11 protein-coding genes are annotated in these 13,982 nt (G+C 33.3%); 2 read left to right on the top strand and 9 right to left on the bottom strand.

Going from position 1 to position 13,982, the window contains the following annotated elements:
• Positions 1-64: 64 nt before the first annotated feature.
• From D1816_RS20500 to D1816_RS20490, 3 genes are read right to left on the bottom strand one after another with little or no spacing between them, the layout of a single operon-like run.
• The gene (locus tag D1816_RS20500) at positions 65-1,426 is read right to left on the bottom strand and encodes a TolC family protein (protein WP_118505334.1); all 1,362 of its coding nucleotides are present in this window, start codon (positions 1,424-1,426) and stop codon (positions 65-67) included.
• Positions 1,410-4,637: an efflux RND transporter permease subunit gene (locus D1816_RS20495; RefSeq protein ID WP_118505332.1), complete on the bottom strand. Its 3,228-nt coding sequence runs from the start codon at positions 4,635-4,637 to the stop codon at positions 1,410-1,412. Before D1816_RS20495 ends, D1816_RS20500 begins: the two co-directional genes overlap by 17 nt.
• Before the next feature lie 3 nt (positions 4,638-4,640).
• Positions 4,641-5,807 carry an efflux RND transporter periplasmic adaptor subunit gene (locus D1816_RS20490; RefSeq protein ID WP_066308248.1) on the bottom strand — a complete coding sequence of 389 codons (1,167 nt, stop codon included), beginning with the start codon at positions 5,805-5,807 and terminating at the stop codon, positions 4,641-4,643.
• A 499-nt stretch (positions 5,808-6,306) separates the two neighbouring features.
• On the opposite strand from D1816_RS20490, the gene D1816_RS25855 reads away from it, so the two are divergent.
• Positions 6,307-6,462 carry a hypothetical protein gene (locus D1816_RS25855; RefSeq protein ID WP_157765994.1) on the top strand — a complete coding sequence of 52 codons (156 nt, stop codon included), beginning with the start codon at positions 6,307-6,309 and terminating at the stop codon, positions 6,460-6,462.
• A 140-nt stretch (positions 6,463-6,602) separates the two neighbouring features.
• On the opposite strand, the gene D1816_RS20485 is transcribed toward D1816_RS25855, so the two are convergent.
• Positions 6,603-7,058 (bottom strand): MarR family winged helix-turn-helix transcriptional regulator, encoded by a 456-nt coding sequence (locus D1816_RS20485; protein WP_066308250.1) that lies wholly within the window; start codon positions 7,056-7,058, stop codon positions 6,603-6,605.
• A 222-nt stretch (positions 7,059-7,280) separates the two neighbouring features.
• Positions 7,281-9,203, bottom strand: a complete 1,923-nt coding sequence (gene abc-f / locus D1816_RS20480) for a ribosomal protection-like ABC-F family protein (protein ID WP_066308540.1) — start codon at positions 9,201-9,203, stop codon at positions 7,281-7,283.
• A 58-nt stretch (positions 9,204-9,261) separates the two neighbouring features.
• Here abc-f and D1816_RS20475 point away from each other — a divergent pair, with 58 nt between their 5' ends.
• Positions 9,262-9,648: a DUF983 domain-containing protein gene (locus D1816_RS20475; RefSeq protein WP_066308253.1), complete on the top strand. Its 387-nt coding sequence runs from the start codon at positions 9,262-9,264 to the stop codon at positions 9,646-9,648.
• A gap of 31 nt (positions 9,649-9,679) precedes the next feature.
• Here D1816_RS20475 and D1816_RS20470 read toward each other — a convergent pair whose 3' ends face one another.
• From D1816_RS20470 to gldL, 4 genes are all read right to left on the bottom strand, one after another.
• Entirely contained in the window at positions 9,680-10,720 is a 1,041-nt protein-coding gene (locus D1816_RS20470; protein WP_118505330.1) for an FAD-binding oxidoreductase, read from the bottom strand.
• A 69-nt stretch (positions 10,721-10,789) separates the two neighbouring features.
• On the bottom strand, positions 10,790-11,680 hold the full coding sequence (gene gldN / locus D1816_RS20465) for a gliding motility protein GldN (RefSeq protein WP_066308261.1): 891 nt from the start codon (positions 11,678-11,680) through the stop codon (positions 10,790-10,792).
• A 19-nt stretch (positions 11,681-11,699) separates the two neighbouring features.
• Positions 11,700-13,247 carry a gliding motility protein GldM gene (gene gldM / locus D1816_RS20460; RefSeq protein ID WP_066308264.1) on the bottom strand — a complete coding sequence of 516 codons (1,548 nt, stop codon included), beginning with the start codon at positions 13,245-13,247 and terminating at the stop codon, positions 11,700-11,702.
• A gap of 50 nt (positions 13,248-13,297) precedes the next feature.
• The gene (gene gldL / locus D1816_RS20455; RefSeq protein ID WP_066308267.1) at positions 13,298-13,924 is read right to left on the bottom strand and encodes a gliding motility protein GldL; all 627 of its coding nucleotides are present in this window, start codon (positions 13,922-13,924) and stop codon (positions 13,298-13,300) included.
• Positions 13,925-13,982 lie beyond the last annotated feature (58 nt).

The following is a 13,982-nucleotide window of genomic DNA, read 5'->3' as shown; positions in this document are numbered from 1 at the left end:
TATTTATTAGTTTGTAAAAACACGAAGACAAGATTAATATGACATTCGAAACACAAAAAGAGAACTAAAACGCTATATTTAATAATTGACCTGTTAATTGCAATAGTTGTAGTTCTGCTATTTTTGCGTCGTACTTTGCTGCATTTTTATTTGTTCTAGCCAAAATCAAATTAATCTGTGCCTGTCTAAACTCTATAGAAGTAATCTGCCCTAATTTAAAGCGCTCTTGGGAGCGTTCAAAATTATTTTGATTGGTAACTACATTTTGTTGTTGAATCTTATATACGTTTAAACGGTTTTTATAATTTCCTAAGGCATTAGCTATATCCCTTTCTACTTCTTTAACTACCTGTCTTTTTAGGATTTCTTGATTATCTAGTGCTATTTTAGCATTTTTTACTCGCGTTATAGTACCTCCCCCATCAAAAAGATTCCACGTAAGATTCACTCCAGCTGCTAAAGTATAGGTATCTCCAACATTACCCGGAAAAAAGGCCGAAGGTGGATTTCTATTTTCGTTCCACCCATAAGATCCCGACAATCCAATTGTAGGCAAATATCCGGATTTACTTACTTTTATATCATAGTCACTAATCTTAAGCGAGCTTTGATTTTGTAATAATGTTACATTATTTTCTGAAGATTGTTCTAAATACTCGTCTAGTGTTATTTTAGGAATGAATTTTACGATAGTATCTACCTCGAATCCTTTTTCTAAATCATTATCCAAAATGACATTAAGATCTCTTTTAGTATTTACTAATTGTTGACGCGTGTTTAGCAAATTAATGCTATCATTAGCCACATCTACTTGAGCATTAAGCACATTTAACTTGGTATTTTGACCATATTCAAATTGATAACCTGATCTCGTAACGCGTTCTCTAGAAATTTGCAATGTTTCTTTGAGAATTTCTTCGTTTTCTGATAATCTAGCAACCTCATAATATACAGAAAACAATTGAAGCATTGTGTTTTCTATTGTTTCTCTAGCTTGTAACTCGCTAAGATTATATTGTTCTTTTAATCTTTTATAATTGTAGTATCGTCCTAACCCATCAAAAAGTGTATAATTAAGATCTAGTCCCGCGTTATACCGTTGTGTTTCGGCATCATTTATTTCTATATCTTCTCTGGGCTGTCCTGTATTAGGATTAATCGCTCCTTGAAAAGAGGTATTGCTAGAAGCGGATTGATAATTAGCACCCCCACTGGCTACCAATGATGGCAGATATCCGGAGTTAAGCACTCCTTTGTTGTTTTTAGCAACCTCAATAGTATTCGTTGCAATAAGAATTCCGAAATTATTCTCTAATGTTAATCGAATAGCTTCTTCTTTTGTTAGTTGTTGGGCCGTTAAACTTACGGAAACTAAAAACAGTAGGAAAACTAGTCTTATGCTATAAATATTATGCTTGCAATTCATGATGTTCTTCGTGTTCCTCTTTTTGTTCTATAATCGCTCTTTCTACTTCTTCTTTTGTAATTTTATTACCCGTAATCAACCACTTAGTTCCTACTTTTATATTGTTATTAAAAGATAAAAATAATGGCAGTACTAATAAGGTAAGCACGGTCGCAAAACCTATCCCATAGGCTATAGAAATAGCCATTGGTATTAAGAATTTTGCCTGCCTGCTTTCTTCAAAAATAAGTGGTGCTAATCCTGCTATCGTTGTTAATGAAGTCAGAAATATAGCTCTAAAACGAGATCTTCCTGCCTCATAAATTGCCTGATCAAAAGTAAGTCCTTCACGCAAATTGCTATTAAATTTACCTATCAATACCAATCCATCATTTACCATAATACCTATAAGTGCAATAATCCCTAACAATGATAGTAAATTGATCGAAAAACCATGAGCCCAATGTCCTAACGCTACAGCAGGTAAACTTAACGGAATTAACAACAATAGTAACAATGGTTGACTATAACTTCTAAAGGTAAAAGCGATTGTAATATAGATCAAGGCTAAAACAGTAAGTCCAACAGGACCTAGTGATCCTAAAAATTTACCAGCTTCTCGGTTTTGACCTTCATAAGAGGGAGTTACTGTTGGATATTTAGATAAAATCTCTGGCATAGTAACCGTTCTAATTTCGGTTAATATATCTGTAGAACTTGTTGTCTCAGGGTTTTTAATATCTGCAGAAATTTGTATTTCTCGTCGCCCATCCAAATGATTAACCGCTACATCTCCACGTTCGATACTATAATTGGCAATTTCGGTAAGCGGTATTTTTTCTCCTGTGAGCGTACTAATTCTCATATCTTCTAAATCAGAAATAGAAGATCGATTCTCACGATCGTATCGTACCCAAACCCGTATCTCATCCTGACCTCGTTGAAATCGTTGTGCCTGTACTCCAAAAAAACCTGCCCTTACTTGGCGCATCACATCATTTAAGTTTAAGCCTAGTAAGTATGCATTTTCTTTTAACTCTAATTTGATTTCCTTGATCCCTGCTGGATCATTATCAGTAACATCTTTTAATAAAGCATTTGCAACTAAGGTTTCTTTCAGTTCTTTTTTGGCTGCTTTGAGCTCGGCAATATTATTACCTAAAAGAGAAACCGAAACTGGTCTTCCTCCAAAATTACCACCACTACCATACACCAAGCTTTCTACTCCGGCAACCTCTCCCATCTTTTGTCTAATCAGATTAGTAACCATCGATGATGATACAGCATCTGGTCGTTCTTCTCCTGGTAATAAATTAATAGCCAATGCTGCTGAAGAAGATCCAGGACCTCTATTACTAATTATATTTTTAAATAGCTCTTTGCCTTCATAAATAGGATCTTTCAAATATTTTTCGGTCAGCTCTTTGTTAACTTCTACCGCTCTTACTTCTATTAAAGAAATAATACTATCTGTTGTTTTTTCATTTGTACCATTTGGCATATTCAGAGTGATCCTTACTTGATCACTTGCTACCTGAGGGAAAATTGAGGTACGCACGATCCCACCACCTATGCTTCCTATCGCTAAAACAAGGAAAACAACAAATACAGAAAATGTAAAAAATTTGTTCTGCAGGGTAAAACGTAGTAACGGACTATATAAGTTATCGCGTAACCATTTCATAATATGATCCCCAAATGTATTAATATAGCGAAGCTTTGCAAAAATAGCTCCCATACCACTTTTAGGCTCTTTACTTTGCTTTTTAAGTGCTTTTGAATGTGCCAAATGAGCAGGAAGAATAATAAGTGCTTCAACCAGCGAGACGGTTAAGGTTAGAATTACAATTACGGATACTTCTCCAAAAAACTCCCCTATTCGGCCGTCTAAAAACAGAAAAATGCTAAATGCTAAGATTGTTGTTATAATTGCAGAAATAATAGGAGGAATCACTTCCATAGTACCATCAATTGCTGCCTGTACAGGGTTTTTACCTCGTTCATAATGCTGATATATATTTTCGGCAATAACAATCCCGTCGTCTACTAATATCCCGATAACGATGATCATCCCAAATAAAGAAAGCACATTGATCGTTACATCAAACTGTCCTGCAAAAATAAACATCCCCATAAACGCCACTGGTAGCCCAAATGCCACCCAAAATGCCAATCTCGTATTTAAAAAAAGAGATAAAAAGATAAGCACTAGAAGCATTCCTATAATCGCATTTTCTGTTAGCAATGCTGTTCTTTGTACCAATGTAATTGATCGATCACTAATTACATTGAGCTGCACATTATTATATTTTTGATTAAAATCTTCTATATATAATTTTACTTTCTCGGCTGAAGAAATCAAGTCTTCGGTATTTGTACTTGTTATCTGTACATCTACTGCAAGATCCCCATTAAAATATGTCGCATTAGGGGTTTCAGAAAAGCGATCTCGCAGTGTTGCAACATCTTTTAATCGTATTGTACGCCCAGAGAGATCGGTTCTTACAATAAGATTTGATAATTCACTACCATAATAAGAACGATTATTTGCACGTATCAGATACTCCTCTGCTTCTGTTTTTATCGTTCCTCCGGTGGTAAGAATATTTGCTTGGCTTACAGCCTGTGCAACTTGATTAAAACTAAGGTTATAAGCAAGTAAACTATTTTCATCTACTGCTATTTCAATTTCTTCTGCTGGATAGCCTGAAATATTAATCTGAGAAATACCATCGATTCCTCTAAGGTCATTCTCTATTTGTCTGGCGATCTGTTTTAATGTTGAAAGGGGTATCTCATTACCACTTACCGCAAAATTGATCGTTGGTCGTATTGCTTCTTGCTTTGCAACCACCAAGGGCTCCATACCTGTTGGAAAAGAAGGAACACGATCTACAGCATTCTTTACTTCTAACAACATAAAATCAATATCTTTTCCCTTTTCGATTTCAACGTTAATGGTTCCACTATTTTCTCTAGAGGTAGATGTTACTCGATCTACCCCATCTAATCCTTTTAAATTATCTTCAATTTTAAGTACTATCCCTTCTTCTACTTCTTGTGGTGACGCTCCTGGATAAGTAATCGTAACCGCTATATTTTTAGAGTCACTTAAAGGAAAAAATGAAGATTTTAACGAGAGGGCTCCCGCAATACCAAAAGCAAAAAATGCAATCACGACAACATTTACCGCAACATGGTATTTGATAAAATAAGCAATAATCTTACGCATGAGTTATTGTTTTATATTTCTGCTTGCATTAGCGTTTGAAGCTCTCGATTCTGAAGAGTTTTTCTTTTGGTATATTTTCACCAACATACCTGCATAAGCTCCTGGGACTGGTTTATTAACAATAACATCACCATCTGAGACTCCTTTAAGCACTACTTTTTTATCTGAAAAATAAACAGGATTTACATTAATAACATCCAAAATACTATCTCTTACTATAAAAATCTTATCTCCTTCTTGTAACAAACTTCTATCAATTTGTATCGCATTTTCTTCTTTTTTAGCATCTAAGTATGCTTCAAGATACATTCCTTCTTTAAGCAAAGGGTCTTTGATCTCTATAAAAGCGGTAATTGTTTGAGTGGCTTGATCGATGCTCCCATTAATCCTAGTCACTGTTCCTTTAAAGCTCTTGGTTTTATTTAAATTTGAAAGAGCTACCGATTTACCTATTCGCAAAAGATCAGCATATTCTTTTCCTATAGCTACTTGCATTTCATATACACTAGTGTCGATATACTCTCCTAATTTTTGTCCTTGCCTTATCAACGTACCTTCTGTAACTAAAGATTCGGTAAGCACACCACTAAACGGAGCCCTAATCGAATATTTTGATAAGCGCTGTTCTAGGTTTTTTACATTATAGTATGATGTATAAATGTTGCGGCCTGTTATAAAATATTTCTCTTTTTCTGAAGTTGTCTCTGGTAGTTGAGGAGTTGCTTTATCCATATCAAAACTTCCTAAATAAGCTTGCCATTTTTGATAAATTTCTGGATAATCTAATCTTAAATCCGGCATTATCGCAGTAACTTGATTGTACAAATTACTTTTGGCAGATTGTACGGTAGCATAATATTCTGAAGCATCAATCCTGATTAATGATTGTCCTTTTTGATATTTCTGCCCTGTTTTAAAAAGCTTAGCTCCTCCTTTAAAAACACCTTGCACTTCAGCATATAACTCTAATCTACGTTTGGCAGTAAGATTACCATTTGCAGCGATTTGAATTGGAATTGTTGTATTCTGAACAGTATCCACAAAGACTGTTTTAACTACTTTAGAAGATCTTGGTTTGGGCCTTTTTTTACTATCTACTATTTTTTTGGCTCCAAAAAGGGCTCCAATAATAATCACTACCCCAAGGATAGAAAGTATAATATTTCTCATAGCTTGTATTTGTATTCAAAGTATCGTATGAAATACCGCACAAAACTATCAACCCTATTACTGTAATGCCGTTAAAAAACTCATAAAAGTTAAAATAGTCAATTTTAACACAAAAAGTATCTGTTCTCATAGATGCTTTTTTTTGTCTTTAATACACGTATTACACGTACTTATTCTGTTATTTCTACTATCTTATTTTTAACTTTTTTTAAGATTACAATTAGGCTTTCTATTTTTTTTGGGTTAAGACACTATCATAAACATTCGACACCCAAAAAGTATCTTTTAATACATTAGTTTTTTGATGTGGAGCAACACAGGTTTTCCTAAAGTTTTGTAATCAATATGAAGAAAGTACCGAAAAATCGGTAACATTTTACCTTGCAACAACATAAATAAATACACGCTTGACAAAAAGTATGTGTTTATTCTACAAATGACACAAACCTTGGGTGTCATTAAATGTTCAAGGAAATTATTATTTTTTAAATTTTAGATCATGAAAAAAAAGAAATTATCAGGTTTACTTTTTGACAAAAAAACCATTTCTAAGTTAGAAAGTATGCAAATCAAAGGAGGAAGAAACACCGCAATATCTTATTGTCGTCATTGTGGGCAAGCACCATCTCAGAGGCCTTCGTGTAATGACGAATAAATCTCATAAGGCTGCTAGAAAGCAGCCTTTTTTTGAATGATTTTGTACGATCACTTGAACTATCGAAAAAATTCAAGTTATATCTAATTTTAAAAACAAAAGACACTTTCAATAGATATCCTTATATTTTTAAGTCTAGCTTACTCAGCTATGTCAGCAATTTTAGCTTTCACTTTTTTGAGTGTAGCAATTAAGGTTTCTATTTCTTCTTCTGTAAGACTTTCTTGAACTGCAGGGATAAGATCAAACATGATTGGCCTTACTTTTTCAATGACTTCTTTACCATAATCAGTAAGAAAAATACGATTTACCCTTCTATCGTTCTCATCACTTTTTCTAACTACTAGGTTTTTACTTTCCATAGTATTCACTAACCTAGTCATAGAAGTTTTATCTCTATGAGTTATAAAAGCAAGATCGTTTTGAGGTTGTCCATCATTTACACGTAGGCGCTTAAGAACGCTCCATTGTTCTTTAGATAAATCTAATCCGTTTTCTTGAAATGCTTTTTGAACCAAAAACCCAAAATCATAGTGAATCTTACCAACCCAAGATAAGGCATGGGTATTTAAATCAATGACTTTTGTATTACTCATAAATACTATTGTTTAATTTTTCCAGATACAAAAATATCTATAAAAATTTAGTTGTACCTGCAACTAACGCTAAAAATGTCACAAAAGTATATCCTATTTTTTCACTTAACCTTTAGCTAACAAACTCTTATTTATCAAATGTTTAAAATAAAATGCTTTCGGTAAAAATATCATAATTTAGAAGTGTTTTTTTGATTAAATCTTTAAAAAAACATTTGTATTTTATACATTTATTAATGAATCAATTTCTTCTTGTATTTCCTCCCATTGTTCCATTAAAACTTCTAACTCATCTTTTTTAGCCTGATAACTATCAAAAAAATTCGGTTTTGCAATAGTTTCATCATAATTTACCGCCAATTCTACGTCAATTTCTTTGATTTGCTTTTCTAATTTATTGATTTTGGATTCTGTATTACTTAGTCTATTATTGAGTGATTTTATCTTTTTTTGATCTTCATAAGATTGTTTAGCTGTTTCTTTTGAAGTAGAAACAGATTTGGTCTGCTTATCTTTTTTCTCGATCTCTCTTAAATCATTAACTCTTCGTTCTTCGAGGTAAAAATTAATATCTCCTAAATACTCTTTAATCTTTTTATTCTTAAACTCATAAACAGTGTTACTAAGTCCCTGCAAAAAATCCCTATCGTGTGAAACCAAGATCAACGTACCTTCAAAATTCTTTAATGCTTCTTTTAATACATTTTTAGACTTTATATCTAAGTGATTGGTAGGCTCATCCATCACTAGTACATTAAACGGTTCTAATAACATTTTACATAATGCCAATCTGTTTCGCTCTCCTCCAGATAAAACTTTTACTTTCTTATCCACTTCATCTCCTCTAAACAAAAATGCCCCCAACATATCACGAACTTTGCTTCTTGTTTTTTCATTGGCTGCATGTATCATAGTATCATGGACTGTTAGCTCGCCATCAAGATATTCGGATTGGTTTTGAGCAAAATATCCTATTTGTACATTATGTCCTAATTTAAAATCACCATCATAGGATATTTCATTGATTATGATTTTTGCCAAAGTAGATTTTCCCTGACCATTTTGCCCAACAAATGCTATTTTTGACCCTCGCTCTACTAATAAATCAATATCACTCAGGATTTCTTTCTCACCATAACTCTTACCAACACTCTCTGCTTCAATGACAACTTTGCCAGGCTGTATACTAACAGGAAAACTAATATTCATAACAGCATTATCATCCTCATCAACTTCAATTCTGTCAATCTTATCTAACTTTTTGATTAATGATTGTGCCATAGAAGCTTTAGATGCTTTTGCTCTAAATTTTTCTATTAATTTTTCGGTTTGCTCAATCTGTTTTGATTGATTTTTTTGTGTTGCTAATTGTTGCTCTCTAATCTCCTTACGTAACACTAAGTATTTAGAATATGGTTTATTGTAATCATAAATACGACCTAAAGAGATTTCGATTGTTCTATTAGTCACATTATCCAAAAACATTTTATCATGCGAAACGATAACAACAACTCCCGTATAGTTTTTCAAGAAACTCTCTAACCAAATAATAGATTCTATATCTAGGTGGTTTGTTGGCTCATCAAGAAGAAGTATATCATTATTTTGTAATAAGAGTTTTGCCAATTCGATACGCATTCTCCACCCACCTGAAAAGGTATCGGTAAGACGATTAAAATCTTCTCGCATAAACCCTAAACCTTGTAAGACTCTTTCGGTTTCACCTTGATAATTATATCCACCTAAAATCTCATAGTGATGCGTATGATCACTTAAATCCGTAATGAGTTGATTGTATCCTTCGCTCTCATAATCCGTGCGTTCGGCGAGTTGTGCATTTATAGCATCTATCTCTCGTTCAATCTTCTTAATTTCAATAAAAGCTTCATACGCTTCTTCTAATACGGTACGACCTTCTATAAAATCAATATCTTGCTTTAGAAATCCAATTTTTACTTCTTTATCCATAGCAATTTGACCAGAATCCGGTTCTTGCTCTTTAGATAAGATTTTAAGCATTGTAGATTTACCTGCTCCATTTTTACCTACTAGTCCTACGCGATCTCCTGCACTTAGCATAAAGCTTATTTCCTCAAAAAGATACTCTCCTCCAAATGAAATTGATAAGTTGTGTATGTTTAACATCAGCTTTTGAATATTTTGTGCAAAGATGATTAATTTTGTGCTACCAAAAAAGCCACTTATGAACTTCTTAAAAGGCACTAAAATTTATAGTATTTTTACTGGTAACTGCCCTGTTTGCCAAAATGAAAGCATGTATACAGAATCAAATCCCTATAAACTTAGCCACACCCTAAAGATGCAAGACCGATGTAGTCATTGCAATACAAAGTATAAAATAGAGCCCTCTTTTTTCTACGGGGCTATGTATGTTAGTTATCCTGTTGGCATTGCTTTTGCAGTTGCTGCCTTTGTAATTAGTTTTCTATTATTTAAGCTTAACTTAGTAGTTACCTTCTTTATTATTGCAATTACAATGATTGTTTTTTTGCCTGTTATTTTAAGATTGTCGCGAAATATCTGGATTAATTTCTTTATGCATTATAATAAAGAAAAAGCGGTCTCTTAACCTAGTTAAACCCATATCTAAAGCTTTTTAATTACGCCATAAAGCGTTTTACATCTATCTCTTTATTTAAGGGAACATCTTTTTCTATGTATGCGAATAGATTTTGCGCCATCGAAGGAGCAATTAAAATCCCTCTGCTTCCCATGCCATTTAGGATATGTAAATTTGCAAATTTAGGATGTGTCCCGAGTATTGGCTTTCTATCTTTAACTGTTGGTCGTATTCCGGCAACTTGATCTATAATTTGATATGGTACTTTTAAAAAGCGTTCCAATTTTTCTATTAATTCTTCTTTAGCCCTTTCTGTTACTTCAACAGATTTGTCGTGGTTATTATAGGTCGCTCCAACTTTATAGATGTCATTTCCTAAAGGAATTATAAAAACCGAAGATTTGATAGCTTCTGTAACTTTTAAAGCCTTAGACTCGATAATTATATACTCTCCTTTATTGCCTACTATTGGTAAATCTTTAAAAAATGGGTTTTTTTGCACTCCAAACCCTTCTGTAAATATCACATGCCTTGCTTTTACTCCTTTATATTCAACATAATCCGGAGTAATACTTAAGGCGGCATAATCAAAAGATTCTTTAAACAAACTTTTCTTTTGATCAATCGCACCTAAGTATGATTCCAATAGTTTTTTAATTGCTATTCTTCCTGTATGCTTTACTTTTCCGTACTGGTAAGGAATATCCAACGCGTTATTTGTGTTTTCGTACAATTCTGCTGAAAGAAATCGGTCTAAAATAGGTTTGTCACAAGCCTCAAACCAAACATTTTGTTCTTCTACAGAATTAAATCTTCGTAATATAGGAAGCTCAAAAACCAGCGGTTGGTTAAGTTTTTTCTCAATATTTTTATAAAATGCTCCAGCTGTTTCAACTTGCTCGATTGCTTGCCATGCAGGAGTAAATCTTTTTAAAATAACAGGATTATATAATCCACCAGCCACACGAGAAGATTTTTGAGAACTATCCTCAAAAACAACATATGACTTATTATTTTTTTCTAATTGCTCTACAAAAGCCAATCCTGATAAACCAAACCCAACAATTATATAATCTAACATACTTCAAAAATAACAAAACGCCTAACTATTATGTTAGGCGTTTTATCTATATTTTAGATAAGAAGGAATTTAGTAACTCCACATATCCATTTCGAAATTTCGAATACTCTCTTTAATTCTTTCACTCTCTAAAAGCTGCATCAAGGCATTGTCAACGATATAATCATCTATCGACCTATCCCCCTGTTCATTATCCTCTTTATAAATTACAGAGTTAAATCGTCTTGCATTAAGAATATGATCCAAAGTAAAAGGCATTGATGTATTTCTTCTGTTAAAAGCCGATGTGTTATGTAAGATTTCTCTAGCATCTGGATACCAAACCCAGAACAATTCTACTAAATCCGGCTCATCATCATCGATAAAGTTAACATCAGGAGCAACTGGTGCTAAACCAAGCATTCTGTATCTTAACTCTCCTTGTCTTTTATCAAAATACCAATACCCTCTAATTCTATATTCTGCAATATCAGCCGAATTTAAATCTCTCTGATTAATATACTGAGGATCTACGGTCTCACCTGCATTGTACTGCTCATATCCTAAATCGGTAGTATCAATTTTAGACATTGTACTTTTAAGATCATCGAATGTACGAGTTTCGGTAAAATATGAATCTGAATAAATATTTTTGATTTTTCCGCTTCTGATATTGGATATTAAAACGTCGTATAATGATCTACGGTTAACACCAATATTAAAAGTATCTATAGGGTAATACAATGGGAAATTAATACGTTCATCAAGATCAATAGTCTCCCAAGTAGTTTTTGCCCATAATACATCACGCTTATCAACGTAACCATATTCTAAAGGATGATCATTATCATTTAAAATCTGTTCAGCCGTTTTCTTTCCTATATCATCTGGCGTATCCGCGTTTAAAACGTTTGTTTGACCATATGAAATAAGGGAAACAAATACACCTAAGACGGTTAATACAAAATTTCTCAAATTCATAACTAATTAGTTTGTTTTTTTAATTTGTTAACTCAACAATAACTGGAGATATTTTCTTCAGTTTATAACTTGCATTGTTAGATAACTGTGCTTTTATATCAAAGATTTGCACTGCAGATCCTCTTTTAGCTTTACGTAATGCTGATTTTGCTTTAGCATCTAATCTTCCACCACGTACACTAGCTGTAGGCTGTCCTTCTACCTTAAACTTAAATCCAGTAACTTTAATTTTGATATCAAATTCAAAATCAGGTAAAATTGCTCCGATAGAAGAAATTTGTAATGCATTTCTTGCCATTTTTACAGAACCGTCTTCACCTCTTACAGTTCCCACAGGTCTAGGAATATCTTTAATTCTAAACTTCTTACTATCACTCACACTTGTACCGTTTGCAAGTTTACCACTTACTTTGATACTTACTTCACGTGCTTTAACAGTAGTAACATTCATCATATATTTACCAGCACCACCAGTTTTTCTTAAACCAGGTGCATTAGCATTTACATTAGGTACACCAGGAATAGAAATAGTCATAGGGTTATTTACACCTCTATATACCACATTCATTTTATCTGCTGAAATCACTGCAGAATTTGGTCTTGGTATTACAGTATACGAACTCTTAATAGGAATCTTAACTATAGAATCTCCTTCTTTAAATTCAAGCTCACCTGCCACATCTCTTTCTCCAACATTACCTGCTGGGAAATCTAACATAATTTGCCCGTTCTGAACTTCTGTTTGCTCTTTTCCATTAACCATTACTTTGGTTGGTTTCAAAGTAGCATCAAAACGTCCAAGAACGATTCTTCCTTTAAACTTCTCTCCACTAAAGAAAGCAGTTTTATCAGCTACAACAATTGCCTCATAATTACTAAACGAAAGTTCAGAAGCTTGTTGACCTGCTAATAATGCAGAAAGAACTTTACTCTCTGTAGTTTTAACATCAGCTTGCATCTGAGTAAGCTTTGTAATAGAAGCAACTAATGGAAATCCTTCAAAATTATACTTTAACCATTCTACTGGTCTATTATCTCTATTTCTAACTTCTTCAGTTGAAAACGTTTTTTCAACATCATTTGCAACAGATTCATCTACTTCTTTTACTGTTCTTATAGTAGAAGCAACTCCAGTTCTATATGCATCGATTTTACTTACGAAATCTTTAGCTGAGGCAGTTAACTTACCACCTTCAAAAAATTTACTATCAAGTGCATCAGGCTTATCCATTGTTTCATAATCCGTTGGATCATCTGCCGTTTCTTGAATTTCCTTTTTTAACTGCTCTACGTAATCATTAAATTCATTTGAGAACTTGCTGATTTCATCTGCTTTAGCCTTTAATGGCCCATATTTTTCAGCCTGTTCAGTTACTTTGTCTGCAAGACCAGTCATAAACGCAGTATTACGTTGTGTTGCTAACGTATTAGACTCAGTAAGTCTTTCGTTCATCAAACCGAATGCTGATAATACTTCTTTTGACATATTTAATGCCATCATCGCGATGAAAACCAAGTACATCAGGTTAATCATCTTCTGCCTTGGGGATAATTTTCCTCCTGCCATATTCTTCTTAGATTTTGGTAGTTATTATAAAAATATTTTATTCAAAAATGTTAACTTCTGTTCATTGCAGTTAACATACCACCATATACTCCATTAAGAGAAGCAAGGTTACCAGATAGACTTTTCATCTGTTCTTGCAATTGACTAGCAAACTCTGCAGTTTGTGCGTTTGCTTCAGCTTGTTTTGAAGCAGCATCTAACTGTACTCTGTACAAACCATTTAATGATTCCATTGAAGCAGCAGCTTTTGCCATTTCTTCACTATATTTTTGTTGTCCAGCGATAGAATCTGCAGTTGGCTTAATACCTTTTGCAGCTCCTTCAAAATTACGGATACTATCACCAAGACTACCAATAAGATTAGAGTCAACTCTAGCCTCTTTTAGCATTTCATCTAATTTTTTAGATAATAATCCTTCTGGAGTCTCTTTTTCTTTTTTATCTCTTTTTGATCCTCCAGCTAATTCTGGGTATACTAAAGACCAATCTAATTCATCATCAACTGATTCGAATGCCGAAACAGTAAATACAAGTGCTTCTGTAACAAGACCAATGATAAGCATTTCGTTACCAAAAGGCCAGTGCATAATTTTAAAAAGTGCACCTAATATTACAACGGCCGCTCCCAGACCGTATACCATATTCATTAATTTTTTACTTGCTTTTGAATTTGCCATAATAAATTTGTTTTGTTTTTTTTAATCTAATTGTTAAAAAAGGTTAGTAATTAAGTAG

The sequence above is a fragment of the Aquimarina sp. AD10 genome (assembly GCF_003443715.1).
Lineage (GTDB): Bacteria > Bacteroidota > Bacteroidia > Flavobacteriales > Flavobacteriaceae > Aquimarina > Aquimarina aggregata.
The sequence above is the reverse complement of the archived record's forward strand: the minus strand, read 5'-3'. Positions and strand labels throughout refer to the sequence as shown.

Excerpts from the sequence above, each read along its gene's own strand:
- gldN (WP_066308261.1), bottom strand. The coding sequence starts at position 11,680 with ATGAATTTGAGAAATTTTGTATTAACCGTCTTAGGTGTATTTGTTTCC.
- D1816_RS20495 (WP_118505332.1), bottom strand. The coding sequence starts at position 4,637 with ATGCGTAAGATTATTGCTTATTTTATCAAATACCATGTTGCGGTAAAT.
- gldM (WP_066308264.1), bottom strand. The coding sequence starts at position 13,247 with ATGGCAGGAGGAAAATTATCCCCAAGGCAGAAGATGATTAACCTGATG.
- gldL (WP_066308267.1), bottom strand. The coding sequence starts at position 13,924 with ATGGCAAATTCAAAAGCAAGTAAAAAATTAATGAATATGGTATACGGT.
- D1816_RS20475 (WP_066308253.1), top strand. The coding sequence starts at position 9,262 with ATGAACTTCTTAAAAGGCACTAAAATTTATAGTATTTTTACTGGTAAC.
- D1816_RS20490 (WP_066308248.1), bottom strand. The coding sequence starts at position 5,807 with ATGAGAAATATTATACTTTCTATCCTTGGGGTAGTGATTATTATTGGA.
- D1816_RS25855 (WP_157765994.1), top strand. The coding sequence starts at position 6,307 with ATGAAAAAAAAGAAATTATCAGGTTTACTTTTTGACAAAAAAACCATT.
- D1816_RS20485 (WP_066308250.1), bottom strand. The coding sequence starts at position 7,058 with ATGAGTAATACAAAAGTCATTGATTTAAATACCCATGCCTTATCTTGG.
- D1816_RS20500 (WP_118505334.1), bottom strand. The coding sequence starts at position 1,426 with ATGAATTGCAAGCATAATATTTATAGCATAAGACTAGTTTTCCTACTG.
- abc-f (WP_066308540.1), bottom strand. The coding sequence starts at position 9,203 with ATGTTAAACATACACAACTTATCAATTTCATTTGGAGGAGAGTATCTT.
- D1816_RS20470 (WP_118505330.1), bottom strand. The coding sequence starts at position 10,720 with ATGTTAGATTATATAATTGTTGGGTTTGGTTTATCAGGATTGGCTTTT.